The organism is Escherichia sp. SCLE84, from assembly GCF_012584495.1.
In the GTDB taxonomy this organism is placed as follows: Bacteria; Pseudomonadota; Gammaproteobacteria; order Enterobacterales; family Enterobacteriaceae; genus ECMA0423.
This window is the reverse complement of the sequence record NZ_CP051430.1, coordinates 3,283,028-3,307,698: the sequence shown is the minus strand read 5'-3', so window position 1 is coordinate 3,307,698 and position 24,671 is coordinate 3,283,028. Positions and strand designations below refer to the sequence as shown.

Here is a 24,671-nt window from a genome sequence, read left to right as displayed (position 1 = left end):
TTAACATTGAAATGTGTGACGCATTTAACGTTTTTGCAACTTTTACGGTGTTGCTTGAGCTGGAGTTAAGATCGAAACGGAACAGGGCAAAGATTACCGGATGCGGCGTGAACGTCTTATCCACCCGACAGGTCAGGCGCGGTCTGTAGGCTGATAAGACGAAGCGGTTTTAATGCAGCCAGTGAACGCCCTCGGCAGGCTGAAAGAACGCGTTATAGCGCATCTGAAAAGCATTAATATCCTGCATTTCAGGTTCGGTTTCGCGCAGAAAACCCAGCGCCAGCCTGACCTGAGCATCGGTAATCGGCGCGGCAAGACGGGCTTTTTGTAAAATCCGATGCCATTGCAGCAGGTTCTGTTCGCTACCATCGACAATGACAATTTGCCAGATGAGCAACACCTGCGCGGCGTTTTGCAGGTGCGACTCATCCGGGCGATGCAAATAACGTAAAAATTCGTCACCGGCTGACTTTCCCATTTGATCGACCATCGACTCCACGGGTACGACATCGATATTCAGCCGATCGCTGAGACGGCGAATCGCTTTTCTGGCCCCGGATGTCAGCACCCGAAAACCAACCACAAACACTACCGCCAGCGTGGCGAGCATTATCCAGATCATGAGTTCTCCTGCGTAATCAGAACTCATGATATCTGGAAACCCTCGCCAGTTACTAATCCACCAGAATAATCTTCAGTGCAAACAGAGCTGCGACCACCACCACACACAGGTTCAGATCGCGCCAGCGCCCGGTGCACACTTTCATGATGCAGTACGACATAAAGCCGAGTGCAATCCCTTCGGTGATCGAGAAAGTAAAGGGCATCATCACCGTGGTAATAAACGCAGGCACCGATTCGGTAAAATCATCCCAGTTAACGCGCGCCAGGCTCGAAGTCATCAGCACGCCAACAAAGATTAACGCTCCGGCGGTTGCGTAAGGAGGAACCATCGCCACCAGCGGTGAGAAGAACATAACCAACAGGAACATAACGCCAACCACAACCGCAGTCAGCCCCGTGCGGCCACCGACTGCCACACCAGAAGTACTTTCAATATAGGCAGTAACAGACGAGGTGCCGATAAACGCACCCGCCACCGAACTGACGCTATCAACATACAGCGCCTTATTCATATTGGGGAATTTACCGTTACCATCTATTAAGCCCGCTTTATCAGTTACACCAATTAATGTTCCTGATGAATCAAATAGGTTGATCAGCATAAAGGAGAAAATGATACCGGCGAGTTCAAGTGTTAACGCGCCGCTCAAATCTACTTCACCAATGACGCCGCTAATATCAGGCGGAATGGAATAGACGCCGCTAAAATGAACATCACCGAAAAATAATCCACAGCAAGACGTCACCACAATAGAAACCAGCACCGCGGCATGAAAATGACGTGATGACAACACGGTTATAATAAAAAACCCTAAAATACCTAACAACACGCCGTGAGAACTTAAATCGCCAATCATCACCAGCGTGTCTTTATTGGCGACAATAACGCCAGTATTTTTTAATCCCATTAAGGCGATAAATAATCCAATTCCGCTGGTGATACCAATACGTAAACTTAAGGGAATGTTGGAGATCATCCAGTACCGGATACGAAACAGCGTGAGCAAAAATAGTCCAACTGCGCCCCAGAATATTGCGCCCATCCCGGTCTGCCAGGAGATGCCCATCGCCCCCACGACCACGAAGGCAAAGAAGGCGTTCAGCCCCATTGCCGGAGCCAGCGCCACGGGTAAGTTAGCAAATATCCCCATCGCAATACTGCCGATACCGGCAATCAAACAGGTGGTAACAAACACCACTTTCGGGTCCATTTGTGCCGCGCCGAGGATTTGCGGGTTCACAAAAACGATGTACACCATGGTTAAAAAAGTGGTCATCCCCGCAATCAATTCTGTGCGGACGGAGGTCCCATGCTGAGGTAGTTTAAATAATCGCGAAAGCGTCCCTGATTCATTACTCACGTAATCGGTATTGTCATTATTCATTTTTTTGTCCATTGGAGGAGATTTAATCCCTTGCTTTTGTAAAACAAATGACAACAACGGTTCAGTGATAATTATCACATTTCAATTGCACATTAATGGATATTCTTTAATAATCTCGCGACGTTTCTTTATGATAAATAATAATCAAATTGATAAAATCAAAATGAGAAAAATATGAATAATTCTATTAACCATAAATTTCATCACATTAGCCGGGCTGAATACCAGGAATTGTTAGCCGTTTCCCGTGGCGACGCTGTTGCCGATTATATTATTGATAATGTCTCTATTCTCGACCTGATCAATGGCGGAGAAATTTCCGGCCCAATTGTGATTAAAGGACGTTACATTGCCGGTGTTGGCGCAGAATACGCTGATGCTCCGGCTTTGCAGCGGATTGATGCTCGCGGCGCAACGGCGGTGCCAGGGTTTATTGATGCTCACCTGCATATTGAATCCAGCATGATGACGCCGGTCACTTTTGAAACCGCTACCCTGCCGCGCGGCCTGACGACCGTTATTTGCGACCCTCATGAAATCGTCAACGTGATGGGAGAAGCCGGATTCGCCTGGTTTGCCCGCTGTGCCGAACAGGCAAGGCAAAACCAGTACTTACAGGTCAGCTCTTGCGTACCCGCCCTGGAAGGCTGCGATGTTAACGGTGCCAGTTTTACCCTTGAACAGATGCTCGCCTGGCGGGACCATCCGCAGGTTACCGGCCTTGCAGAAATGATGGACTACCCTGGCGTAATTAGCGGGCAGAATGCGCTGCTCGATAAACTGGATGCATTTCGCCACCTGACGCTGGACGGTCACTGCCCGGGTTTGGGTGGTAAAGAACTTAACGCCTATATTACTGCGGGTATTGAAAACTGCCACGAAAGTTATCAGCTGGAAGAAGGACGCCGGAAATTACAACTCGGCATGTCGTTGATGATCCGCGAAGGGTCCGCTGCCCGCAATCTCAACGCGCTGGCACCGTTGATCAACGAATTTAACAGCCCGCAATGCATGCTCTGTACCGATGACCGTAACCCGTGGGAGATCGCCCATGAAGGACACATCGATGCCTTAATTCGCCGCCTGATCGAACAACACAATGTGCCGCTGCATGTGGCATATCGCGTCGCCAGCTGGTCGACGGCGCGCCACTTTGGTCTGAATCACCTCGGCTTACTGGCACCCGGCAAGCAGGCCGATATCGTCCTGTTGAGCGATGCGCGTAAGGTCACGGTGCAGCAGGTACTGGTGAAAGGCGAGCCGATTGATGCGCAAACCTTACAGGCGGAAGAGTCGGCGAGACTGGCACAATCCGCTCCGCCATATGGCAACACCATTGCCCGCCAGCCAGTTTCCGCCAGCGACTTTGCCCTGCAATTTACGCCCGGAAAACGCTATCGGGTCATTGACGTCATCCATAACGAATTGATTACGCACTCCCACTCCAGCGTCTACAGCGAAAATGGTTTTGATCGCGATGATGTGAGCTTTATTGCCGTACTTGAGCGTTACGGGCAACGGCTGGCTCCGGCTTGTGGTTTGCTTGGCGGCTTTGGACTGAATGAAGGTGCGCTGGCTGCGACGGTCAGCCATGACAGCCATAATATTGTGGTGATCGGTCGCAGTGCCGAAGAGATGGCGCTGGCGGTCAATCAGGTGATTCAGGATGGCGGCGGGCTGTGCGTGGTACGTAACGGCCAGGTCCAAAGTCATCTGCCGTTGCCCATTGCCGGCCTGATGAGCACCGACACGGCGCAGTTGCTGGCGGAACAAATTGACGCCTTGAAAGCCGCCGCCCGTGAATGCGGTCCGTTACCCGATGAGCCGTTTATTCAGATGGCGTTTCTTTCTCTGCCAGTGATCCCCGCGCTAAAACTAACCAGTCAGGGGCTATTTGATGGCGAGAAGTTTGCCTTCACTACGCTGGAAGTCACGGAATAATAAAAAAGCCCGGCGTCATGCCGGGCAAAAGTCACCAGTTACGTTTATGCCACTGTCAACTGCTGAATTTTTTTCTCGCGGCGGATTTTGCGTTCTTCCATCACCGCCACTATCGCCATCAGGCAGATACAACCAATCGCGGCGATATCAAGTGCGGCGAAGGTGCCTGCCCAGCCGGTAAGGCCGAATACCGGCGTCCCATCGGCAATCATTCCCAGACCTAACTTGGCAAAGCTGTCACCAATCAGGTAAGCAAAGGTGCCTTTAATACCATCGGCAGCGCCAATCGCTTTTTTAGGTACAAAGCCAACAGCAGCCACACCAATCAACAATTGCGGGCCAAAGACCAGGAAACCCAACGCAAAGAGAGAAGCCAGATAGATATATTCGTTGCTGGCATGTTGATACACACCGAGCGTGGCGATAATCAGCGCCAGCGCGATGCAGGCCACCAGGCCACGGCGACCGTTCGCCAGGTCAGAGAGCCAGCCCCACAGCAGCGTACCGACCAGCGCACCAGCTTCAAACAGCGTAAAGCCCTGAATCGCCACCGCTTTAGAGAGTTTCAGTTCCTGGAACGCGTATACGGTTGACCACTGGTCGATACCAATACGTACCACATAGAGGAAAATGTTGGCGAAGCACAGCAGCCAGATCACTTTGTTTTTCAGCACATACTCAACAAAGATCTGCCACTTGGTCATATCGGTAGATTCTGTCTCTTTGTCCTCTTCGCTGATCTCCTCGCCGAACAGTTCTTCAGCTTTGCCGAGGCCATAAGATTCCGGGGAGTCGCTGCCGTAACGCAGGCCGATAAAACCGACAATCAGCGCGATAATCGACGGGAAGATAAACATGCCGATGACATGGCCATCGAACAGGTAATTTGCCCCGAACAGCGCCACACCTGCTGCGCCTGCACCGCCAAGGTTGTGAGAAATATTCCAGAAACCGAGGAATGTCCCGCGTTTACGACGCGGCGTCCATTTGGTGATGGTGGAGTAACTGCACGAACCGCCGGTACTCTGGAAAAAGCCGCTTAAGGCGTAGAAGGCAATCATCAGGAACAGGCTAACCGAGCCGCTGCCCATACTGGCACTGAAGCCCAGCATACAAATGGCAGACAGGATCAGCATGAACGGCAGGAATTGTTTGGTGTTTTTGCCGTCGGCGTAGTAGGAAACCAGCGTTTTACCCACGCCATAAGTGATGGAGAAACCCAGGCCGATCATCCCCAGCTGCGTCATGCTCAACCCGTAGGTCGAGATCATGTCGTTCTGCGCGATGTTAAAGTTCTTGCGAATCAGGTACATCGTCAGGTAGCCGATAAAGACCACCAGGTAGGATTGCATGAACGGTTTGAACCACATTTTGCGCCGCACTTCGAGCGGAAGGTCCAGGGTCGGCTTGCGAACCTGGTTTAAGAAAGCCAGCATGGGTTACTCCTGAAATGAATACCTGCGTGAGGCATGCATTGTAAAAATCAGCAGCAAATCAGGCCTGAGATAGCGTCCAGGCAAAACCTGGAAAATTTCTTAGTTTTGCCGGATATGAAGTGAAAAGGTGAGATGCATCACGCTTCGCGCGGTGCCTGGGCGTTCAAAAAGGGCAGTAACAGCAGTGCGGAAATCCCGGCGGCGATAGAGATAACCACAAAAAATCCGCTCCAGTGCCAGGTATCGAGTACTTTCGCCAGCGGCCAACCAGCAAGCGACGCCCCCAGATAAGCAAACAAGCCGACAAACCCCGTCGCCGCCCCTGCCGCCTCTTTGTGGGAACACTCTGCCGCCGCCATACCGATTAACATCTGTGGGCCAAAGACAAAAAAACCAATGGTGAAGAAGCAGGTTGCCTGCATCACGTAGCTGGCAAATGGCATCAGCCACAGGGAGCCGACTGAAAGCAAAATTCCGGCGGCGAAAATCAAATTCATCGGCCCTCGGTTGCCGTTAAACAATTTGTCCGAGCCCCAACCGGCTACCAGCGCACCGATAAATCCGCCCAGTTCAAACATCGTCACTGCCGTATTCGCCGTGACCAGATCGACGCCCAGTGTCTCGGACATATACAAATTGCCCCAGTCGTTGATCGCCGCCCGGACCACATAGACCAGCACATAGCAAAACGAAAGCAGCCAGATATACGGATTCAGCAACACATATTTGGTGAGGATCTCTTTACGCGTCAACCCTGCCCCTTCTTGTTGTTGAGCAATTTCCAGCGCGTCGTGTCGCCATTCACCGACCGCCGGTAAACCTAACGCCTGCGGGCGATCGCGTAGCCGCCAGCAGAGAAAAATCCCCACGACTATCGCCATACAACCAGCAATCATCATCCCGGCACGCCAGCCGTAATGCAGCGCAGCCGCTGCCATCACAATGGGAATGAGTGCGCCGCCGACGTTATGCGCCGTGTTCCATAATGCCCACCAACCGCCGCGCTCGGTACGTGAATACCAGGCCGTTAACAGACGCGCACACACCGGTGAACCCCAGCCCTGGAAAAAGGCGTTCAGCACCCAGAGCACGGCAAACGCCCATAGCGACGTCGAGAAGCCAAACAGAATGTTGATAATGCCCGTGGCGATAAGCCCTATCCCCATAAAATAACGGGCATTTGAGCGATCGCTGACAATGCCGGAGACAAACTTCGACACGCCATAGGTAATGTAAAACAGGGTCGCTAACAGGCCGATATCGCTACGGCTGAGCACGCCGTTAGCAAGGATTTCTGGTACGGCGGCGTTAAAACTTTTCCGCGTGAAGTAAAACAGCGCATAACCCAGCCAGATGGTCAGCAGAATATGCCGACGCCAGTAGCGATAGCGGGCATCAATTTCATATTTATCAGTCATTAATGGCGCATCGGCAGGCGCTTTCAGAAACGGCAACATCATCAAACCTTAGACATAGCGTTGAGGTAGAGAAACGCTGACACGCGTGCCGTGCAGACAGGAAATGTGTAATGTGCCACCCAGCGCCGTTACGCGCTCGCGCATTCCGGTGAGGCCAAAACCTTGTTGCCCGGAACCCGGCGGCAAACCGCTGCCATCGTCTTCAATAACCAGCATCAACCGTTCATCCTGCTGCCAGCCTTGCAGCGTGACCGCGCTGGCATCAGCATGTTTCACAATGTTGTTCAGCCCTTCCTGGCAGACACGAAACAGCGTCACGCGCTGGTTTTCACTTAATGCTGATTCATCGATTCGCCATTCGAGATGGCTGACAATACCGCGCCCTTCCAGCTCCATTTCCCGCATCAGTGAGCGGATGGCCTGCTCCAGGGTGAGATCATCCAACTGGCGCGGACGTAACCGACCCAACAAACGGCGCACCGCGTCGTAAACGCCCAGCGATAGTTGTTCGATGAGCTGCCCGCTCTGCTTCACGCTGGCGTTATCTGCCGCCAGCCGCTGAACAATGCCCGCCTGAGTACGAATAGCAGTGATGGTCTGACCGATATCATCATGCAGCTCACGCGCCACATCACGACGCACGCTCTCTTCGGTTTCCAGCAACCGTTCAGCCAGATGCTGATTGCGCGCCAGTTCCTTTTGCAGCGACTGGTTAAGTTCACGCAACCGCTGGATGCCAGCGCCCAGTAACAACCCTGTCAGACTTTGCACCAGCAACGAGAGCAATAAATCCACCGGATGATCGCGCCAGGTTTGACTGGCGATCAGCGCGATGGCGTTCATCAACGTCGCGATCAGCGCCCCTTGCCAACCGTAGTGCCAGGCCAGCGCGATAATCGGCAGCGCCAGGCAGAATGGCGTAAAGCGCGACAGTTCGTCCGGCAATCCCAACTGGAGCCAGAGACTAATAACAAACAACAGCAAGTACCAGACCAGATGCCGCCCGCGCCAGTTGATCGGTTGAGAAACCAGTGACGGGCCGAGCGGCAGCCAGGTGTTATTGGCGAGATAGTGCCAGAACACCAGACATATCGGGGCCAGCATCAGGCCGCCAGTTAAAGTCAGCAACAGCGCATTCCACGACTCTTTGCCGTGCCAAAGCCAGGGCAGCGACTGCAACAACGCCGCCGCCGTTAACGCCGCACCCTGTAACAGCAAGGTGCGCCAGTCACGCTGATGGCGATAGCGCGAGATCAGCGCCACGGGCAGTAACGTCAGTAAACTACCGATCATCAATAACGGAAAATGGGTTAAACCGACCGCCTGCGTTAGCCAGTAAATCAGCAGCCACTCCGCGCCCAGCAGCACCGGCCAGTATCCGCGCGGGCATTGCAGCATTAGCCCCAGACGCAGACCAAACGGAAATAACAGCACCGCCATATCAGGGCGCTCAACCAGGTGCAGGCTGATACTCCACAGGCAAAACCATGCGGCAGAGAAGATAAAAAAGCAGGCAATAACGGTAATTAAGCGGGAGAACAACGTCTTCATCACCAGCCATCAAACATGCGGCGCGCCAGCTCTACGTCGTTACTGACACCCAGTTTTTCCATCAGGTTGGCGCGATGGACGTGCACCGTTTTCGGCGACAAGCCCAGTTCGGCAGCAATCTCTTTCACCGCCATTCCTTGCGCCAGTTTTTCCGCCACCTGCCGTTCGCGTTTGGTTAGCGGGTCCTGACGACCGGATGCCAGTTTAATGGCAATATCCGGCGTCAGATAACAGCCGCCCGTGGCAACCGTATGCACCGCCGCAATCAGTTCGTCAGGGCTACAGCGTTTGGAGAGAAAGCCGCGTGCCCCCGCGTTAAGCGCCTGCTCAACCAGCGCCGGACTGTCATGAACAGAGAGCATTATTGTCGCCATACCTTTCGGCAGCTGGCTTAGCAGTTCCAGACCGGAGATATCGGGCATGGAGATATCGCAAATACACACCTGCACACCGCGCCCCGGCAGCCCCGCCAGCGCCTCGCGCCCCGAACCAAACTCGGCAACTACCTGCAAATCAGGTTCCAGCCCCAGCAGCTGCGCAAAGCCGGAGCGGACGATGAGGTGATCGTCTATAAGGGCAACGGTGATCATGGTCTTGTCCTGGCGGGTAAAAAAAAACGCGCTTACCTTAACGATAAGCGCGATGTTGTTCAAGCCTTGAGCGGTTACTGAAAAAACACCGCAATCTTGTTAAACATAGTCGGATCGGACTGATTACGCTGCACTTTCACCACATCTTCCAGCTTATCGATTTGGCTTATCATCTGCTCCAGACGCTGGTCGTCATTGACCAGTAGCCAGATATGGCTTTTGTCGCTGTCCTGAATCGGCAGACAAAGAATGCCTTCAACGTTAAAAGCGCGGCGGGCAAAAAGGCCACAAACGTGGGTCATTACGCCCGGATGGTTGCGAACGGTGAGCTCCAGAATCACGTTGTCATGAGTTGTGTTTTGCATGGCTTATTCCCCCACCATTTCAGTATTCGCCGCACCTGGCGGCACCATCGGGTAAACTTTTTCTTCGGCATCAATGCGCACATGGATCAGCGCCGGGCCAGGGCGATTGATGATTTCCTGCAATGCAGCCTGCGGATCGGCTTCGTTATTCAAATCACAGGTTTCGAGGCCGAATCCGGCGGCAATCTGCATAAAGTTGATTTTTCCCGGATAGGTGGCGGCAAAAACGCCTTGCTCGTAGAACAGACTCTGTTGCTGATGCACCAGCCCCAGCGCTTCGTTGTTCATCAGAATGATTTTGACATCCAGCTGATTTTCACTGGCGGTCGCCATCTCCTGAATATTCATCATCAGGCTGCCGTCGCCGGAGAAACACAACACTTTGCGATCCGGGTTCGCCAGCGCCGCGCCAATCGCCGCAGGCAGGCCAAAACCCATCGTGCCCAGCCCACCGGAGGTCAGCCACTGGCGTGGGCGATTGAGCGGATAAGCTTGCGCGGTCCACATCTGATGCTGACCCACATCGGTGGTGATAATCGCATTGTCATCGACACAGGCGGCAACGGCGTTGATCAGGCCGTAATGGCTTAATGGATCGCACGCTTTCGGGATTGGACACGGGAATTCGCGCTGCAAATCCGCTACCAACTGGTGCCACTCTGCACGCGGTTGCGCTTCCACCTGCGGGATCAATTGCGCCAGCACGTCATCAACATCCGCCTGAATCGCCACATGCGGCTGCTTGATTTTACCCAGCTCTGCGCGATCGATATCGACATGAATAATTTTGGCATTCGGACAGAACTGCTCGGTTTTGCCAATCGCCCGGTCATCAAAACGCGCACCGAGCACTATCAACAAATCCGCCTCCTGCAAAATATAGTTGGTGCTGCGCACGCCGTGCATCCCCAGCATACCCAGCGACAACGGATGCGCTTTTGGCAACATGCCCAGCGCCATTAAAGTCATGGTGGTAGGCAGTTGCGCTTTCTCCGCCAGTTCACGCACCCGTGCGGGCGCATTGATCACACCGCCGCCCAGATAAAGCACCGGGCGTTTGGCAGCGTTAATCATCGCCGCTGCGTCACGAATGCTTTCTTCGCTAAAGGCGGGGGCGGCGGCTTTTTCTGCCATAGCGGGCTGTGTTTCAATCTCAAAAACTGCCGTTTGCACATCCTTAGGAATGTCTATCCACACCGGGCCTGGGCGGCCTGATTGCGCAATGCGGAAGGCATCGCTCATGACCTGCGGGAGTTCTTCGATATGTCTGACCAGATAGTTGTGTTTGGTGATGGGGATAGAGATGCCGTAGGTGTCCACTTCCTGGAAGGCGTCGGTGCCGATCATCGAGGCGGGAACCTGACCGGTGATGCAAATCAGCGGGATGGAGTCCAGCCGCGCATCGGCAATGGCGGTCACCAGGTTAGTCGCACCCGGTCCGCTACAGGCCATACAGACCGCCGGTTTACCGTCGGTGCGCGCCATCCCCTGAGCGATAAATCCCGCGCCCTGTTCATGACGGGCCAGAATATGGCGGATTTGCGTGCTTTGGCTTAAGGCATCGTAAACAGGCAGGATAGAACCGCCCGGAATGCCCGTCACAATCTTAATGCCCTGCTGTTCCAGGAAATGAACGATAAATTCTGCGCCGGTAAAGCGCTTACGCGTCGATGTTGTGCCCGAACTTGCCATGCTCCAGTCCTTTTCTTCTGGGCCGACTTTCCGGGAGGTGCTTAAACGAAAAACCCCGCCCGGTTTGCGCCGGCGGGGTTTTGGAATCGTGTGTTGTTCCAGTCCCTACGGCGCATTGCCGACGACCACCACCACACGCACGACGACCACTGCGGCGGATAGCGCAGTTGGTAGTAGTTTTGCGTTGAACATGGAAGTAGTCATTGGGGACCTTGTTGGTTTTGTGTTTAACAATATTTATACAAGCACAGCTTTACAGGGGAGACAATGGAAAATTTTTCAGCAAGGGAAAATTGAGGGGCTGATCACGTTTTGTACTGAATTGCAGGTAACAAAAAACCCCGCCGGAGCGAGGTTTCATCAGCCGCCTGCGGCTGGTAACCGCAAAGCACACTGTATTATGTCAACACTGAAAGTATACGTGTTCCGCGCAGAACGCGCAATTTCGGCACGAATTTTGACGTATTTAGGGCATAGTTGAGTATCGATCACAGTTTGCGTTTTGTCCAATATTACTGTTTATTTATACAGTAAACTTCTATAATATCACTGTACGCAATGTGTTATGCGGGGGCCGCATCGTTACCCGGCGCACTAAGTCCTGGCTGAAACGGGTGGTGCCGTCAGCGCCTTAACCCCGCGTGAGCACACTGTGTTATGTCAACAAGCACAACGTTTCTCCTTAAGATACCGCGTGCACAACAGCTGGCAACAGGCAGCGGAAAGGTACGTCAGCTGGCAGTGCTCCTGAACCACAGGAGACGCGTATGAGCCTGGTGGATATCGCCATTCTTATCCTCAAACTCATTGTTGCAGCACTGCAACTGCTTGATGCTGTTCTGAAATACCTGAAGTAATTCAGATTCAAGTCGCACCAAAGGGGAGCGGGTAACCGCTCCCCTTTTATATTTAGCGTGCGGGTTGGAGTTGGGGGCTTCTTCTACCAGCAGAATGTTTGCACCTGCGCTGCCTGTGCCCCTCACCCTAGCCCTCTCCCCAAAGGGGCGAGGGGACCGTCCCGTGCAATGTTTAGCTCATTTTCTGAAAGGGAACGGTGGTTTCCCCCTCGCCCCTTTGGGGAGAGGGTTACAGTTCGCACGTAATCCCTCCCGGCAACATTTATTGCCGCTTTTGTTTACATATTCTGCCGCTAAACAATTCCCCATTCCTGGCGTATATCTGGCTAACATTCATCAATGTGATAGATTCCTCTCCCGCATTTATGGGAATGCGTAGTGACTTATTCTAATTATTTTTATAAAAGCATCCGTGATAATGAAAAGGCAAAGAAACGTCAATTTGTTATTGATGTTGGTATTACTCGTGGCCGTCGGTCAGATGGCGCAAACCATTTATATTCCAGCTATTGCCGATATGGCGCGCGATCTCAACGTCCGTGAAGGGGCGGTGCAGAGCGTAATGGGCGCTTATCTGCTGACTTACGGTGTCTCACAGCTGTTTTATGGCCCGATTTCCGACCGCGTGGGCCGCCGACCGGTGATCCTCGTCGGAATGTCCATTTTTATGCTGGCAACGCTGGTCGCGGTCACGACCTCCAGTTTGACGGTGTTGATTGCCGCCAGCGCGATGCAGGGGATGGGCACCGGCGTTGGCGGCGTAATGGCGCGTACTTTGCCGCGAGATTTATATGAACGGACACAGTTGCGCCATGCTAACAGCCTGTTAAACATGGGGATTCTCGTCAGCCCGTTGCTCGCACCGCTAATCGGCGGTCTGCTGGATACGATGTGGAACTGGCGCGCCTGTTATCTCTTTTTGTTGGTTCTTTGTGCTGGTGTGACCTTCAGTATGGCCCGCTGGATGCCGGAAACGCGTCCGGTCGATGCACCGCGCACGCGCCTGCTTACCAGTTATAAAACGCTTTTCGGTAACAGCGGTTTTAACTGTTATTTGCTGATGCTGATTGGCGGTCTGGCCGGGATTGCCGCCTTTGAAGCCTGCTCCGGCGTGCTGATGGGCGCGGTGTTAGGGCTGAGCAGTATGACGGTCAGTATTTTGTTTATTCTGCCGATTCCGGCAGCGTTTTTTGGCGCATGGTTTGCCGGACGTCCCAATAAACGCTTCTCCACGTTAATGTGGCAGTCGGTTATCTGCTGCCTGCTGGCTGGCTTGCTGATGTGGATCCCCGACTGGTTTGGCGTGATGAATGTCTGGACGCTGCTCGTTCCCGCCGCGCTGTTCTTTTTCGGTGCCGGGATGCTGTTTCCGCTGGCGACCAGCGGCGCGATGGAGCCGTTCCCCTTCCTGGCGGGCACGGCTGGCGCGCTGGTCGGCGGTCTGCAAAACATTGGTTCCGGCGTGCTGGCGTCGCTCTCTGCGATGTTGCCGCAAACCGGTCAGGGCAGCCTGGGGTTGTTGATGACCTTAATGGGATTGTTGATCGTGCTGTGCTGGCTGCCGCTGGCGACGCGGATGTCGCATCAGGGGCAGCCCGTTTAAGCGCACGTCACCGCAGCATCGTCATCAGCTCCATGGGAGAACGATGCTGCTTTATCAGATCACGCATCACCCGCATATGCGGTGCGGAGTAAGAATAAAACGCCTGATAGCCCGCACAAAGCACGCTGTCTGGCGTCTCCTGGCGAGCGTGCGGGCACAGGCGATGCCAGTCGCACGCCTGGCAGTCACGGCGCGGTTGCGGGTTTTCGCTGCCACACCATTTTTGTAAGGTGGCGTCAAAAAGCTCAATCGAGATACGACTGATATCTGCCCGCACCCAACACTCGAACAGGGCAATTAAAAATTTCCCCCACAGCTCTGCTGTCACCGAAGCGGCCGTCAGATCGCCCCGGTCATCAAATTCAAGATAGGGAATGAGCTGTACGGAGCGGATGCCCCGCTGTTTGAAATTGTGATAAAAATCGGCAGGTTGCAGAGCATCCTTGTACTCTACAACCAGTTTATGCCTGTCCTCTTCAGCATCAATGACCTGACTTCCTGTCATGCGACTCTCTCAATAAATACGATAAGTTGATGTATATGCGTTACAGCAAACAGTATTGCGAGAGATAACACCGCGAGGGAGATCAAAAATTTGTCACGGACTACGTGAAATTGGGAAAAATCGCTATTCGTGACATCCATTAAATTGCGATTACGGGTGTAGTGCCAGAGGATCAGCGCCACGATGGCGAGAATGCCAATCGAAATCCAGAATAACATGCCCGCCTGGTGCCAGTTGTGTTTGATAGCCAACGCCATCAACGCGCCGTAGCCCAGCATGGTACGAAACCACGCCAGTGATGTGCGCTCCGGCTGCAGTCCTGGGTCGGCAATGCGTCTGGCTTTGCGGCTATCCGGCATACAACACCAGTCCCATAACGATCACCGCCACGACCATCAATATTAAGCTAATGATTAATAAGCTGTTGGTGTAGGGCAGGTCCTCTTTCAGACGCATCGCTTTTTCATTGCGTAACCAGCGCAGGTAGCCATACATCGCTAACCCGCCGGAAAACAGACACAACAACAACGCCAGCAGTTCACGAATGACGGGCGTGGCGAAATCTGGCGCAAGTTGATCAAGCCCAACCCCCGCCGCCAGAAATCCTAGTGCGGTACGGATCCACGCCAGAAAAGTACGCTCATTAGCCAGCGAGAAGCGGTAATCGGGCGCTTCTCCAAGGCGGGAAATTTTCATTGTTGCTCCTTTGCAATTTCACTAACGCTCTACCTTTAGCGGTTTTTTTTTAAGAATTTCGTCCGCCCGTTTCCTGATATGCTTTCGCCATCCGCTACAAGGAGGTCAGATGGGTATCATAGCTCAAAATAAAATCAGTTCATTGGGCATGCTGTTCGGTGCCATCGCTTTAATGATGGGGATTATCCACTTTTCATTCGGCCCTTTTTCCGCACCACCGCCAACGTTTGAAAGCATCGTGGCGGACAAAACGGCTGAAATTAAAAGAGGTCTTCTCGCCGGAATAAAAGGCGAAAAAATTACCACCGTGGAGAAAAAAGAGGACGTAGATGTCGATAAAATCCTCGATCAAAGCGGTATCGCACTGGCCATTGCTGCGCTACTTTGCGCATTTATTGGCGGTATGCGTAAGGAAAATCGCTGGGGCATTCGCGGCGCGCTGGTTTTTGGCGGCGGGACGCTGGCTTTCCATACCTTGCTTTTTGGTATCGGCATCGTGTGCAGCATTTTGCTGATATTCCTGATTTTTTCCTTCCTGACCGGCGGTTCACTGGTTTAAGCAGCCTGAATAATGCCCGCCGGGTGTTCATCAGCGGGCATTATCGTCAGAACTTCTGTTTTTTCTCTTCCACTTTCACTCCTTGCGTCGGTAGGCCGGTGTCATAGTCACGTACCACCGGCGAATAGCCATCTTGTGGGCGTGGACGAAATGCCCCCATCCAGCGCGGCAGTGCATCTTTACGCCACGGACGCAGGCTCCATTGGTAACTGCGGAACGGATCGCGAATTTTGTCCATGTAATCCAATAAGGCGTCATGCATTTTGCTGCGAACGTCTGCAAAACGGATATCATCGATCAGGTTATGCATTTCATTTGGGTCATTACGGCGATCGTAAAGTTCATCACTGGTGAAGAGGTTGAGTACCAGTTTAAAGTCATCCGTCACCCAGCAACGCACCGGAATAAAACCGCCAAAGCTGTCATGCTCAATCTCGTAGCGGTTAAATTCCACCATTACACCGCGTGGCTCTTTCACGGCAAGGATATTTTCCCCCGGCAGAATCTCTGGTTTTTCAATATCTGCCAGCGCCATCATTGTCGGCAGTAAATCGATATGACTGACTGGCGTATCGACCTGTCGCCGCTCCCCTTGCGGCGAACGGATGATCAGCGGAATACGGGTGATGTCGTCATACATCGCCGCTCCTTTACTGATCAGCTTATGTGCGCCCATCATTTCGCCGTGATCGGAAGTATAAATGACCCACGTATTTTCACGTTGCTCTGGCGTTAAGGCATTGATGACCCGTCCGATTTGGTCATCAACAAAGTCATTACAGGCAAAATAGAGCGGATGGTGATAAAGCCCGTCATCACCGACTGGCGATGGCATCGCCTGCGCCCATAAGCGGTGATGTTCCGGTTTGTTCGCCAGGTCATCCTGAGCTTTCTCGCCCAGATCGTAGTAAAAATCAGCGTATTTCTCTAAATACTCCACCGGACAGGTGAACGGGTGATGCGGCTCATCATACGAAACCACCATCAGGAAGGGTTCCTCGGCGCGCGCGGGCTGTTGCAGAAAATCTACCGCCCGATTGCTGATGCGGTGCGCCCAGGTGAAGGTTTCGTCGATATGGTTCGCCTGTAAATCCTCAACGCTGTTTAGGCCATTGCGCCACAGGCTGATCTCTTTTTCCGTCAGTTCGCTAAGGTAGTTCGCCCCATCGAACCAGTAATCAGCGTCCCACTCCGGCGGACACTCGCCAGTGCCGAAATAGTCATGACCGTCGAGATGCCATTTGCCGATGTAACAGGTGTGATAGCCGGCATCCTTAAAGTAGCGCCCCATAGTGGAGATGTTTTTGCCTGGCGCGACGTTGTTGGTCCACGGGCCGGACTGGTTAGCGTAGATACCGGTAAATAGTCCGGCGCGTGCAGGCGTACAAACCGGTGAACAGGTGTAGGCGGAATTAAAGCGAATACCTTCCGCCGCCAGACTATCAATATTTTGCGTATTCAGCGGTTTACCGCTATAGCAACCGACCATATTGGTGGCCTGGGTATCGGTCATGATGAACAGAAAATTGGGGCGTTTCATAGGCTATCCTTCGCGTCGGGAGTAAAGGTTACGGCTGGGTCGTGACGATGCCGCCAGCTGTCAAAAATCAGGTAGACAATCACTACGGCGGCAATGAAATAACTGATCATCGCTAACCAGCGCGTACCGTAGCCGCCGAATTCAGCCAGCCCGGCATAGACGCCAATCATCGCGAACAGGATGCCAATTGACGCGATCTTGACGTTTCTCCACGGTTTCATGTCCACCGCAAACGCATCTTTGAAGGTGAACGGCGTGGCGCGCGGTTTGATAAAACCGATCACCAGCATCACGACCACGTTGATGCAGAACGTACAGGCCAGCACATAGAGGAAATGGAAGTCGAACTTCACCAGATAGTTGATGGTGATGTAGCTGATTATGCCAATCCCCATCGCCACTTTTGCCGCCAGCGCCGGGATGCGCGGGAAGAAAAAGCCCATAATGATGATGGTAACCAGCGGCACGTTGTAAATGCCGTTGAGCTGTTTCATCCAGCTATACAGCCCCTGCGGCGCGTTGGCGATCCACGGCGCGACCAGCACCGAAACGATAGCGATAAAGAAACCAAATTTGCGCCCGACGGTGACCAGCTGCTGCGGCTCGGCATTCTGGTTAATGATGCGACGGTAAATACCCATACTGAATAACGTACTGGCGCTATTCAGAAAGCCGTTGAAGGTACTGATCACCGCACCAAATAACACCGCGCCGAAGAAACCCACCATTGGCACTGGCAGAACGTTATTGACCAGCGTCGGGTAGGCCATGTCGGCTTTCGGTAAATCCTGATACAGATGAAACGCAATCAACCCTGGCAGCACCAGTACCAGCGGGTCGAGCATTTTCAGCACCGCCGTTAACAGCGCCCCCTTTTGCCCTTCCGCCAGGCTTTTTGACGCCAGCGTGCGTTGCACGATGCCCTGATTTGTACACCAGTAAAAGGTGTTCACCAGAATCAAACCGGTAAATGCCGCGCCAATCGGCAAGGGATCGGTCGGGCCACCGATTGAGTTTAATTTCTCGGCGTGAACGGTGGTGAGTTGCTCAATGCCCTGCATAAAGCTGCCCTTGCCTATCGCGATCAGGCCAAATACCGGCACCATCAACCCGCCGATAACCAGCCCAATACCGTTGATGGAGTCCGCCACTGCCATTGCGCGCAGTCCGCCGATCACCGCATACAAAATTCCCGCCAGACCAAGCAAAATTACCAGTAGCCAGATAGCCGCACCGTGAGAAATCTGTAGCGATTCCCCGACGTGAAACAGGCTGTTGAGCGCCAACGCGCCGGAGTAGAGAACAATCGGCAGAAAGCAGACGCCGGTGGCAATGAGGAAGCAGAAGTCGATGATAATACGCGTCGTTTTATCATAACGTTCCTCCAGAAAATCGGGGATGGTGGCAATGCCGCGCTTCAGATAGCGCGGTAAAAAGATTAGCGCGAGGAAGATCAGCGTCACCGCTGAAGTCACTTCCCAGCCCATCACCGACATGCCGCTTTTGTAGGCCTGCCCGGAAAGGCCGACCAGTTGTTCCGTGGAAAGGTTGGTTAGCATTAACGAAGCGGCAATAACCGGCGCTTTTAGTGAACGTCCGGCAAGAAAATAGCCTTGTTGCGATCCGGTATCTGTTTTGCGGACCTTCCACCAGGTGATCACCGCCACCAGCAGCGTAAAACCGACAAAACTCAAGATTTGTAACGAATTCATCTCATAGCCCTTATTTATGTTTATGTCCCGGACGCATGAATATAGGGAGAGGTAAAATGCGTCGGGTCAGGCAGTCAGATTCTTAAAATACAAACGTCGTATCCCTGAACGGATTGTTTTCTGTTAAGTTCAGGTTGTGAGCATAATTCGCCGGAGGGATATTAAAATGAATGGAAAATTGCAAAGTTCAGATGTAAAAAACGAAACTCCGTACAATATTCCCTTATTGATTAACGAAAATGTGATCTCCAGCGGAATTTCTCTGATCTCGCTCTGGCATACCTACGCCGACGAGCATTACCGGGTGATCTGGCCGCGGGACAAGAAGAAACCGCTTATCGCCAACTCATGGGTTGCGGTGTATACCGTACAAGGATGTGGGAAAATTCTTTTAAAGAATGGCGAACAAATAACACTGCATGGCAACTGTATTATATTCTTAAAGCCAATGGATATTCACTCTTATCACTGTGAAGGTTTAGTCTGGGAACAGTACTGGATGGAATTTACCCCCACCAGTATGATGGATATTCCCGTTGGTCAGCAAAGCGTTATTTATAATGGCGAAATTTATAATCAGGAACTCACCGAAGTTGCTGAGTTAATAACTTCACCAGAAGCAATAAAAAATAATCTGGCAGTCGCTTTTCTGACGAAAATTATTTATCAGTGGATTTGTCTTATGTACGCAGATGGTAAAAAAGATCCACAACGGCGGCAAATTGAAAAATTAATTGCCACTTTACATGCCAGTCTGCAACAACGCTGGAGCGTAGCTGATATGGCTGCCACGATCCCCTGTAGCGAAGCCTGGTTGCGTCGTCTGTTTTTACGCTATACCGGCAAGACGCCGAAAGAATATTACCTCGATGCGCGTCTGGATCTGGCGCTATCGCTATTAAAGCAACAAGGAAACTCGGTTGGCGAAGTCGCTGATACGCTCAACTTCTTCGACTCCTTTCATTTCAGCAAAGCCTTTAAACATAAATTTGGTTATGCGCCGTCAGCCGTGCTAAAGAATACGGACCAGCACCCAACGGATGCCAGTCCACACAATTAACGTAACTCTGGCCAGTACGCTTTGTTGGCCTCCAGCAACTCATCCAGAATAGCTTTGGCGACCGAGGCGCTCGGTACCGTTTTCGACAACGTAATCGCCTGCCACAGGTGCTGATATGAACGCTGTTCCCAGGCGTCCACGACCAGTTTTTCCACCGCCACTTGCTGACTCATTAACCCTTTCTGAAACTGCGGGATATCGCCGACCACCAGTGGTTCAGGCCGTAGTAGCGCACGCGCATCTGTTTGCGATCTTGCAGCCCAACAATTTGCGCCATCCGGCTTTCAATACCGATTGGCATGTCACAGATGTTGAGGATTTTCGCATTCGGGCGCAGACGACGCGTGGCTTCTGCGACAATGGCTGCCGGGTTGGAGTAGTTGAGCATCCAGGCATTTGGTGAATATTTTTCCATATAATCCACCAGTTCCAGGACGCCGCCAATGGAACGCATGCCGTACGCTATTCCGCCGGGTCCGCAAGTTTCCTGACCAACAACACCGTGGCGCAGTGGGATTTTTTCATCCAGTTCGCGCATCGGGTACTTGCCGACGCGGATGTGCGCCATGACAAAATCAACGTCGCTGAACGCCACTTCAGGATCGGTGGTGTAACTAAACGCAATGTCCGGCGCTTTCTCTTTAAGGATGACTTTACAGGCTTCGGCAATCACTTCCTGCCGCGCGCCATCGTTATCATAAAATTTCAGTGCACGAAGCGGGAAACGCTCCTGATTCGCCAGGAGCATCAACACGATGCCTGGCGTAAAGGTGCTTCCACCGCCTGCGACAACCACTGAGAATTTGGTCATTATACTGCCTCCGTAATGGCAACATTTTCTGCTGATTGATGAGAATTAATTAAGCTATCGAGCTGTTCACGCAGCTGGGATACATGCAGACCAATGATCACCTGAATGGCATCGCCACTACGGAAGACGCCGTGCGCTCCCAGCTTTTTAAAGACTTCGTCATCCAGCGTTTGTGACATGTCATGCAGTGCAATGCGTAGACGCGTCGCACAATTGTTAATGCTGGAGATATTGCCGACCCCGCCCAGGGCTTGCAGGATACCGGCAGCCTGATCCAGCTCTTTTTTTGGCTCTGCCGCGGTGGTTTGGCCTCGCGAGGCTTTGTATTCGGCTTTTGAGTAGAGTTTCACTTCCGCATCTTCACGTCCCGGCGTGCACATGTTGAACTGCAGAATCAGTGTGCGGAAAACCACGAAGTACAGCAGGGTAAAGCACAACCCAATGGCGATTTGGGTCAGCATCATATCCGCGTGGTTGCTGAACATCGGGATCCAGTTTTGCGGTAAAACCTGGTCAATCAGACCTCCGCCCATGTTGCCCACCACACCAAAGAGATACATCACGGTCGACATTGAGGCCGCAAGCACAGCGTGTACCGCAAACAGCAACGGTGAAATGAACAGGAAGGTAAATTCCAGCGGTTCGGTAATTCCCACCAGCATGGCGGTTAAGGTTGCGGGAATCAGCAAGCCCGCCACTTTTACCCGATTTTCCGGTGCGGCAGTGAAGTACATCGCTAAAGAAATGCCCACGGCACCAAAGATTTTTGAGTTACCGTGCAGGGCAAAACCGCCTTCCGGGAACAACGATTTCAGCGGCTCGGCGCTCAGACTGAACTCTTGCAGATGCTGCGCCCAGTACATCTGAATGCCGCCTTCAACAGCTGCCGGACCAAAGATAAACTGTCCGTAGATGAAGTGGTGTAAACCGGTTGGGATCAGAATACGTTCGAGGAAGGTGTAAACCCACACCCCAAGCGCACCCGCCGAACGCAGGAACGCTTGCAGAGATTCAATCCCCATTTGTACTTTTGGCCAGCCGAGCAACGTCAGCCAGGCACAGGGGATCATCACCAGGAAGGCGATAATCACCACATAAGACGTCCCCTGGAAAATGCCGAGAAAAACCGGCAGTTTTTTATCGAACAGACGGTTATGCAGCGCCGTCACAATGCCGGAAATGATAATTGCGCCGATAATGCTGGTATCGAGGGTTTTAATCCCGGCCATCATTGTCAGACCGCTACCTGCCACCGCGTCCTGAGTGAAATCGACGCCGAAGTAGCTTCCCCAGGTCATTCCCATCGCGTTGATGAAATAGTTCCAGGTCAGGAAACTCACCATCACCGCCAGACAAGCACGCCCCTGCGCTTGCTTAGCAAGGCCAATGGGTAAACCGACAGCAAAAATCAGCGGCATATTACGGAACACCGTCCAACCGCCCTCTTCAATAATGTGTACGATTTGCGCGAATAAACTGTTCGGATCGGTCAGTGATTCCCCGACAAACATCGGGTTTTGCAGCAAGATGGCAAGACCCGCCACAATCCCGGCGAAGGGAAACAGCAGCACTGGCGTGAACATCGCGCCGCCAAAGCGTTGAATTTGACTGAGCATTTCCACATCCTCTTTTCTCAATTCTGTAAGTAGGAAGCCTGATTGGTTATGCGGCAGGCCTGGAGCGAGGATAGGAAGATGCGATCGGCAGAACATGACGACCCAATGGGATTCGTGATCGCTTTCATGCTTTTCGTTGGGCGGTAGAGATCTACGTTTTCGCGAAAAAGTAGACATCTGTGAGCACAGGTACACAGCATCGAACACATCTTTAAAAAAAAGATGTTTTTTCAATCGATTAAGCAGAACTTGTGGGCGCATTACCCGTGCTTGCAGGCAAAAAAGAGATCTAGAGATGATCTACAAAAGCATTGCGGAGCGGTTAAGAATTCGACTTAATTCCGCAGATTTCACGCTAAATAGCCTTCTTCCCGGTGAAAAAAAGTTGGCGGAAGAATTTGCGGTATCGCGGATGACCATCCGTAAAGCCATTGACCTGCTGGTAGCGTGGGGATTGGTGGTCCGCCGCCACGGCAGCGGCACTTACCTGGTGCGCAAAGATGTACTGCATCAAACCGCCAGCCTGACCGGGCTGGTGGAGGTGTTAAAACGGCAGGGAAAAACGGTCACCAGCCAGGTGCTGATTTTTGAAATCATGCCTGCGCCTCCGGCCATTGCCAGCCAGTTACGGATTCAAATCAACGAGCAGATCTACTTCTCCCGTCGCGTTCGTTTTGTGGAAGGGAAACCGCTGATGCTGGAAGACAGCTATATGCCGGTAAAACTGTTCCGTAATCTTTCGCTGCAACATCTGGAAGGGTCGAAGTTTGAATATATTGAACAAGAGTGCGGGATTTTGATTGGCGGTAATTATGAAAGCCTGACGCCAGTGCTCGCCGATAGACTGCTGGCGCGGCAAATGAAGGTAGCGGAACACACGCCACTGCTGCGGATCACCTCGTTGTCATATAGCGAGAGCGGGGAGTTTTTGAATTATTCAGTGATGTTCAGAAATGCCAGCGAATACCAGGTGGAGTACCATTTACGGCGACTCCACCCGGAAAAGAGTTAACCGATACTCCAGAAGAGCACCGCCAGTAATTGGGGGGTGATAATGCGCAGGAACATCACTAACGGATAGACAGTGGCGTAAGAGAGCGCCGCCGCACCGCTGGTTGGATGAAGATTATTAGCAAACGCCAGCGCCGGAGGATCGGTCATGGAACCTGCCAGCATCCCGCACATGGTCAGGTAATTCATTTTGGCTAACATCCGCGCCAGAATGCCAACAGTAATCAGCGGAACGGCGGTGATCAGGGCACCATAACCAATCCAGCTTAGCCCTTCGCCATTGACCAGGGTATTTACAAAATCCCCACCAGATTTCAGACCAACGACCGAGAGGAACAGCACGATCCCCAGCTCCCGCAGCGCGAGGTTGGCACTTGGCGGCATAAACCAGTACAGCTTGCCGATACTGCCGATACGCCCGAGGATCAACGCCATAATCAGCGGACCGCCCGCCAGCCCCAGTTTCAACGCGGCCGGGAATCCTGGCACAAAGACGGGAATAGAACCTAACAATACGCCAAGCCCGATGCCAATAAACACTGGCAGCATCTGAACCTGTTGCAGTTTTTGCTGCGCATTCCCCAGCACATTGGCAACGGCATCAATTGCGGACGGACGCCCCACCAGGTTGAGGATATCGCCGAACTGCAGGCTGATATCGCCACTGGCGACCAGTTCGACCCCGGCACGGTTCAGGCGCGAGATAACAACGTCATAGCGTTCTTTAAAGTGCAGGTCGCGAATACGTTTTCCGAGCACGTTTTCATTGGTGACCACCACACGCTCGACGCGCAAATCAGTGCCTTTCGTGGACAGCGAAGTATCGACCTCCTGACCAATCACCAGTTGCGCATTATGTAAATCCGCTGGCTGCCCCACCAGATGCAGCAAATCGCCCAGTTGGATAATGGTATCTGGCGAAGGAACTTTTAGGGTTTCTTCGCGTTTCAGACGCGAGCAGATAATTTTGTCGCCGTTGAGAATCGGTACATCTTTAATGGCTAAATCATGCAGGTTAGGGTTCTCAACGCGAATATTGATAGTCTTGATCAGCGCGCCGCCATTGGTGCGTGAAGACTCGTGCTGCTGAGCTTCTGTCTCGACATTGACGCGGAAAATAACCCGCAACATCCACATGGTGAACAAAATCCCGCAAATGCCGAATGGATACGCCATCGCGTAACTCATCCCCATCTGATCGACCATTTCCATTGGTGTACCCAAGTCGCGCAAAATCTGCTGCCCTGCCCCCAGCGCTGGCGTATTGGTAACCGCACCGGAGAAAATCCCCAGCACTACCGGCAGTGGAATATCAAACAGTTTATGCAGGATGGCGGTAACCAGACCACCGATGATGACGATCAGAACAGCAAACAGGTTGAGGCGTAATCCGGAGACGCGCAATGAGGCAAAGAAGCCCGGCCCTACCTGAATCCCGATAGTATAAACGAACAGGATCAGGCCAAATTCCTGAATAACATGCAGCATATCGCTACTTAATGTCATCCCCGCCTGAGAAACAAAATGGCCGACGATGATCCCACCAAACAGCACGCCGCCAATACCTAATCCTATGCCGCGAAATTTGACATTGCCGATAAACAAACCGACGACTGCCACCAAAGCCAGAATACTGACCGTTAATGCTATATCACTCATCGTCCATTTCTCTTGAGATAACATTTTTAATTGCTACGGA

The 24,671-nt window shown here is 52.6% G+C and carries 23 protein-coding genes and 1 pseudogene; 6 read left to right on the top strand and 18 right to left on the bottom strand.

Annotated elements, in window-relative coordinates; all coding sequences use genetic code 11:
- Nucleotides 1–169: 169 nt before the first annotated feature.
- Entirely contained in the window at nucleotides 170–622 is a 453-nt protein-coding gene (locus HGD79_RS16055; RefSeq protein ID WP_001295241.1) for a DUF1198 domain-containing protein, read from the bottom strand.
- A 52-nt stretch (nucleotides 623–674) separates the two neighbouring features.
- Complete coding sequence (adeQ, locus tag HGD79_RS16050; RefSeq protein ID WP_021534572.1) at nucleotides 675–2,009, bottom strand: adenine permease AdeQ; 1,335 nt, start codon at nucleotides 2,007–2,009, stop codon at nucleotides 675–677.
- A gap of 174 nt (nucleotides 2,010–2,183) precedes the next feature.
- Between adeQ and adeD the strand changes: the two genes are divergently transcribed.
- The gene (adeD, locus tag HGD79_RS16045) at nucleotides 2,184–3,950 is read left to right on the top strand and encodes an adenine deaminase (RefSeq protein ID WP_001065694.1); all 1,767 of its coding nucleotides are present in this window, start codon (nucleotides 2,184–2,186) and stop codon (nucleotides 3,948–3,950) included.
- A 44-nt stretch (nucleotides 3,951–3,994) separates the two neighbouring features.
- Here adeD and uhpT read toward each other — a convergent pair whose 3' ends face one another.
- The 7 genes from uhpT to ivbL all read right to left on the bottom strand — a co-directional run bounded on the left by uhpT (nucleotide 3,995) and on the right by ivbL (nucleotide 11,206).
- Complete coding sequence (gene uhpT, locus HGD79_RS16040; protein ID WP_000879194.1) at nucleotides 3,995–5,386, bottom strand: hexose-6-phosphate:phosphate antiporter; 1,392 nt, start codon at nucleotides 5,384–5,386, stop codon at nucleotides 3,995–3,997.
- Nucleotides 5,387–5,523: 137 nt separating this feature from the next.
- Nucleotides 5,524–6,843: an MFS transporter family glucose-6-phosphate receptor UhpC gene (gene uhpC, locus HGD79_RS16035; RefSeq protein WP_000936565.1), complete on the bottom strand. Its 1,320-nt coding sequence runs from the start codon at nucleotides 6,841–6,843 to the stop codon at nucleotides 5,524–5,526.
- 9 nt (nucleotides 6,844–6,852) lie between these two features.
- Nucleotides 6,853–8,355, bottom strand: coding sequence for a signal transduction histidine-protein kinase/phosphatase UhpB (gene uhpB, locus HGD79_RS16030; protein ID WP_168848437.1), 1,503 nt, complete (start codon nucleotides 8,353–8,355; stop codon nucleotides 6,853–6,855).
- Nucleotides 8,355–8,945, bottom strand: a complete 591-nt coding sequence (uhpA, locus tag HGD79_RS16025) for a transcriptional regulator UhpA (RefSeq protein ID WP_000633668.1) — start codon at nucleotides 8,943–8,945, stop codon at nucleotides 8,355–8,357. The genes uhpB and uhpA overlap by 1 nt, the downstream gene beginning before the upstream one ends.
- 74 nt (nucleotides 8,946–9,019) lie before the next feature.
- Nucleotides 9,020–9,310, bottom strand: coding sequence for an acetolactate synthase small subunit (ilvN, locus tag HGD79_RS16020; protein ID WP_001181706.1), 291 nt, complete (start codon nucleotides 9,308–9,310; stop codon nucleotides 9,020–9,022).
- 3 nt (nucleotides 9,311–9,313) lie between these two features.
- A complete protein-coding gene (gene ilvB / locus HGD79_RS16015) occupies nucleotides 9,314–11,002 on the bottom strand; it encodes an acetolactate synthase large subunit (RefSeq protein ID WP_000168480.1) in 1,689 nt (562 codons plus the stop codon).
- Nucleotides 11,003–11,107: 105 nt separating this feature from the next.
- Entirely contained in the window at nucleotides 11,108–11,206 is a 99-nt protein-coding gene (gene ivbL / locus HGD79_RS16010) for an ilvB operon leader peptide IvbL (protein ID WP_001315912.1), read from the bottom strand.
- 563 nt (nucleotides 11,207–11,769) lie between these two features.
- Between ivbL and tisB the strand changes: the two genes are divergently transcribed.
- Entirely contained in the window at nucleotides 11,770–11,859 is a 90-nt protein-coding gene (tisB, locus tag HGD79_RS16005; RefSeq protein ID WP_000060506.1) for a type I toxin-antitoxin system toxin TisB, read from the top strand.
- Between the two features lie 262 nt (nucleotides 11,860–12,121).
- Here the strand turns inward: tisB and ysdE are convergent, their stop codons facing one another.
- Nucleotides 12,122–12,196, bottom strand: coding sequence for a protein YsdE (gene ysdE, locus HGD79_RS26675; protein ID WP_211180519.1), 75 nt, complete (start codon nucleotides 12,194–12,196; stop codon nucleotides 12,122–12,124).
- An 81-nt stretch (nucleotides 12,197–12,277) separates the two neighbouring features.
- On the opposite strand from ysdE, the gene emrD reads away from it, so the two are divergent.
- The gene (gene emrD, locus HGD79_RS16000) at nucleotides 12,278–13,462 is read left to right on the top strand and encodes a multidrug efflux MFS transporter EmrD (protein ID WP_000828746.1); all 1,185 of its coding nucleotides are present in this window, start codon (nucleotides 12,278–12,280) and stop codon (nucleotides 13,460–13,462) included.
- A 7-nt stretch (nucleotides 13,463–13,469) separates the two neighbouring features.
- Here the strand turns inward: emrD and HGD79_RS15995 are convergent, their stop codons facing one another.
- The 3 genes from HGD79_RS15995 to HGD79_RS15985 are packed head-to-tail and all read right to left on the bottom strand — an operon-like array spanning nucleotide 13,470 to nucleotide 14,663.
- Nucleotides 13,470–13,967: a radical SAM protein gene (locus HGD79_RS15995; RefSeq protein ID WP_000148063.1), complete on the bottom strand. Its 498-nt coding sequence runs from the start codon at nucleotides 13,965–13,967 to the stop codon at nucleotides 13,470–13,472.
- Entirely contained in the window at nucleotides 13,964–14,326 is a 363-nt protein-coding gene (locus HGD79_RS15990) for a DUF202 domain-containing protein (RefSeq protein WP_001113432.1), read from the bottom strand. The genes HGD79_RS15995 and HGD79_RS15990 overlap by 4 nt, the downstream gene beginning before the upstream one ends.
- Entirely contained in the window at nucleotides 14,316–14,663 is a 348-nt protein-coding gene (locus HGD79_RS15985; RefSeq protein WP_000703959.1) for a YidH family protein, read from the bottom strand. The genes HGD79_RS15990 and HGD79_RS15985 overlap by 11 nt, the downstream gene beginning before the upstream one ends.
- Before the next feature lie 109 nt (nucleotides 14,664–14,772).
- Between HGD79_RS15985 and yidI the strand changes: the two genes are divergently transcribed.
- The gene (gene yidI, locus HGD79_RS15980) at nucleotides 14,773–15,222 is read left to right on the top strand and encodes a protein YidI (protein ID WP_000511287.1); all 450 of its coding nucleotides are present in this window, start codon (nucleotides 14,773–14,775) and stop codon (nucleotides 15,220–15,222) included.
- Between the two features lie 46 nt (nucleotides 15,223–15,268).
- Here yidI and HGD79_RS15975 read toward each other — a convergent pair whose 3' ends face one another.
- Both HGD79_RS15975 and HGD79_RS15970 read right to left on the bottom strand, forming a co-directional pair.
- Nucleotides 15,269–16,762, bottom strand: a complete 1,494-nt coding sequence (locus HGD79_RS15975; RefSeq protein WP_000828483.1) for a sulfatase-like hydrolase/transferase — start codon at nucleotides 16,760–16,762, stop codon at nucleotides 15,269–15,271.
- The gene (locus tag HGD79_RS15970; protein ID WP_001087135.1) at nucleotides 16,759–18,474 is read right to left on the bottom strand and encodes a solute:sodium symporter family transporter; all 1,716 of its coding nucleotides are present in this window, start codon (nucleotides 18,472–18,474) and stop codon (nucleotides 16,759–16,761) included. Before HGD79_RS15970 ends, HGD79_RS15975 begins: the two co-directional genes overlap by 4 nt.
- Nucleotides 18,475–18,640: 166 nt before the next feature.
- Here HGD79_RS15970 and HGD79_RS15965 point away from each other — a divergent pair, with 166 nt between their 5' ends.
- Nucleotides 18,641–19,534 (top strand): AraC family transcriptional regulator, encoded by an 894-nt coding sequence (locus HGD79_RS15965; RefSeq protein ID WP_001013540.1) that lies wholly within the window; start codon nucleotides 18,641–18,643, stop codon nucleotides 19,532–19,534.
- On the opposite strand, the pseudogene HGD79_RS15960 reads toward HGD79_RS15965, so the two are convergent.
- Together HGD79_RS15960 and HGD79_RS15955 are read right to left on the bottom strand one after the other, a co-directional pair.
- Nucleotides 19,531–20,345: pseudogene (locus tag HGD79_RS15960) on the bottom strand (hypothetical protein). The gene HGD79_RS15965 and the pseudogene HGD79_RS15960 sit on opposite strands and share 4 nt — an antisense overlap.
- Nucleotides 20,345–21,961 (bottom strand): PTS sugar transporter subunit IIB, encoded by a 1,617-nt coding sequence (locus tag HGD79_RS15955; protein WP_000951099.1) that lies wholly within the window; start codon nucleotides 21,959–21,961, stop codon nucleotides 20,345–20,347. Before HGD79_RS15955 ends, HGD79_RS15960 begins: the two are co-directional and overlap by 1 nt.
- 295 nt (nucleotides 21,962–22,256) lie before the next feature.
- Between HGD79_RS15955 and HGD79_RS15950 the strand changes: the two genes are divergently transcribed.
- Nucleotides 22,257–22,973 carry a GntR family transcriptional regulator gene (locus HGD79_RS15950; protein ID WP_001300779.1) on the top strand — a complete coding sequence of 239 codons (717 nt, stop codon included), beginning with the start codon at nucleotides 22,257–22,259 and terminating at the stop codon, nucleotides 22,971–22,973.
- Here HGD79_RS15950 and HGD79_RS15945 read toward each other — a convergent pair.
- On the bottom strand, nucleotides 22,970–24,631 hold the full coding sequence (locus HGD79_RS15945) for a putative transporter (RefSeq protein WP_001279752.1): 1,662 nt from the start codon (nucleotides 24,629–24,631) through the stop codon (nucleotides 22,970–22,972). The two genes, HGD79_RS15950 and HGD79_RS15945, sit on opposite strands and share 4 nt — an antisense overlap.
- Nucleotides 24,632–24,671 lie beyond the last annotated feature (40 nt).

Excerpts from the sequence above, each read along its gene's own strand:
- adeD (WP_001065694.1), top strand. The coding sequence starts at position 2,184 with ATGAATAATTCTATTAACCATAAATTTCATCACATTAGCCGGGCTGAA.
- HGD79_RS15965 (WP_001013540.1), top strand. The coding sequence starts at position 18,641 with ATGAATGGAAAATTGCAAAGTTCAGATGTAAAAAACGAAACTCCGTAC.
- yidI (WP_000511287.1), top strand. The coding sequence starts at position 14,773 with ATGGGTATCATAGCTCAAAATAAAATCAGTTCATTGGGCATGCTGTTC.
- adeQ (WP_021534572.1), bottom strand. The coding sequence starts at position 2,009 with ATGAATAATGACAATACCGATTACGTGAGTAATGAATCAGGGACGCTT.
- ilvB (WP_000168480.1), bottom strand. The coding sequence starts at position 11,002 with ATGGCAAGTTCGGGCACAACATCGACGCGTAAGCGCTTTACCGGCGCA.
- HGD79_RS15985 (WP_000703959.1), bottom strand. The coding sequence starts at position 14,663 with ATGAAAATTTCCCGCCTTGGAGAAGCGCCCGATTACCGCTTCTCGCTG.
- uhpA (WP_000633668.1), bottom strand. The coding sequence starts at position 8,945 with ATGATCACCGTTGCCCTTATAGACGATCACCTCATCGTCCGCTCCGGC.
- HGD79_RS15995 (WP_000148063.1), bottom strand. The coding sequence starts at position 13,967 with ATGACAGGAAGTCAGGTCATTGATGCTGAAGAGGACAGGCATAAACTG.
- HGD79_RS15955 (WP_000951099.1), bottom strand. The coding sequence starts at position 21,961 with ATGCTCAGTCAAATTCAACGCTTTGGCGGCGCGATGTTCACGCCAGTG.
- ivbL (WP_001315912.1), bottom strand. The coding sequence starts at position 11,206 with ATGACTACTTCCATGTTCAACGCAAAACTACTACCAACTGCGCTATCC.
- HGD79_RS15945 (WP_001279752.1), bottom strand. The coding sequence starts at position 24,631 with ATGAGTGATATAGCATTAACGGTCAGTATTCTGGCTTTGGTGGCAGTC.
- HGD79_RS16055 (WP_001295241.1), bottom strand. The coding sequence starts at position 622 with ATGATCTGGATAATGCTCGCCACGCTGGCGGTAGTGTTTGTGGTTGGT.
- tisB (WP_000060506.1), top strand. The coding sequence starts at position 11,770 with ATGAGCCTGGTGGATATCGCCATTCTTATCCTCAAACTCATTGTTGCA.
- uhpT (WP_000879194.1), bottom strand. The coding sequence starts at position 5,386 with ATGCTGGCTTTCTTAAACCAGGTTCGCAAGCCGACCCTGGACCTTCCG.
- ilvN (WP_001181706.1), bottom strand. The coding sequence starts at position 9,310 with ATGCAAAACACAACTCATGACAACGTGATTCTGGAGCTCACCGTTCGC.
- HGD79_RS15975 (WP_000828483.1), bottom strand. The coding sequence starts at position 16,762 with ATGAAACGCCCCAATTTTCTGTTCATCATGACCGATACCCAGGCCACC.
- HGD79_RS15950 (WP_001300779.1), top strand. The coding sequence starts at position 22,257 with ATGATCTACAAAAGCATTGCGGAGCGGTTAAGAATTCGACTTAATTCC.
- emrD (WP_000828746.1), top strand. The coding sequence starts at position 12,278 with ATGAAAAGGCAAAGAAACGTCAATTTGTTATTGATGTTGGTATTACTC.
- HGD79_RS15990 (WP_001113432.1), bottom strand. The coding sequence starts at position 14,326 with ATGCCGGATAGCCGCAAAGCCAGACGCATTGCCGACCCAGGACTGCAG.
- uhpB (WP_168848437.1), bottom strand. The coding sequence starts at position 8,355 with ATGAAGACGTTGTTCTCCCGCTTAATTACCGTTATTGCCTGCTTTTTT.
- HGD79_RS15970 (WP_001087135.1), bottom strand. The coding sequence starts at position 18,474 with ATGAATTCGTTACAAATCTTGAGTTTTGTCGGTTTTACGCTGCTGGTG.
- uhpC (WP_000936565.1), bottom strand. The coding sequence starts at position 6,843 with ATGTTGCCGTTTCTGAAAGCGCCTGCCGATGCGCCATTAATGACTGAT.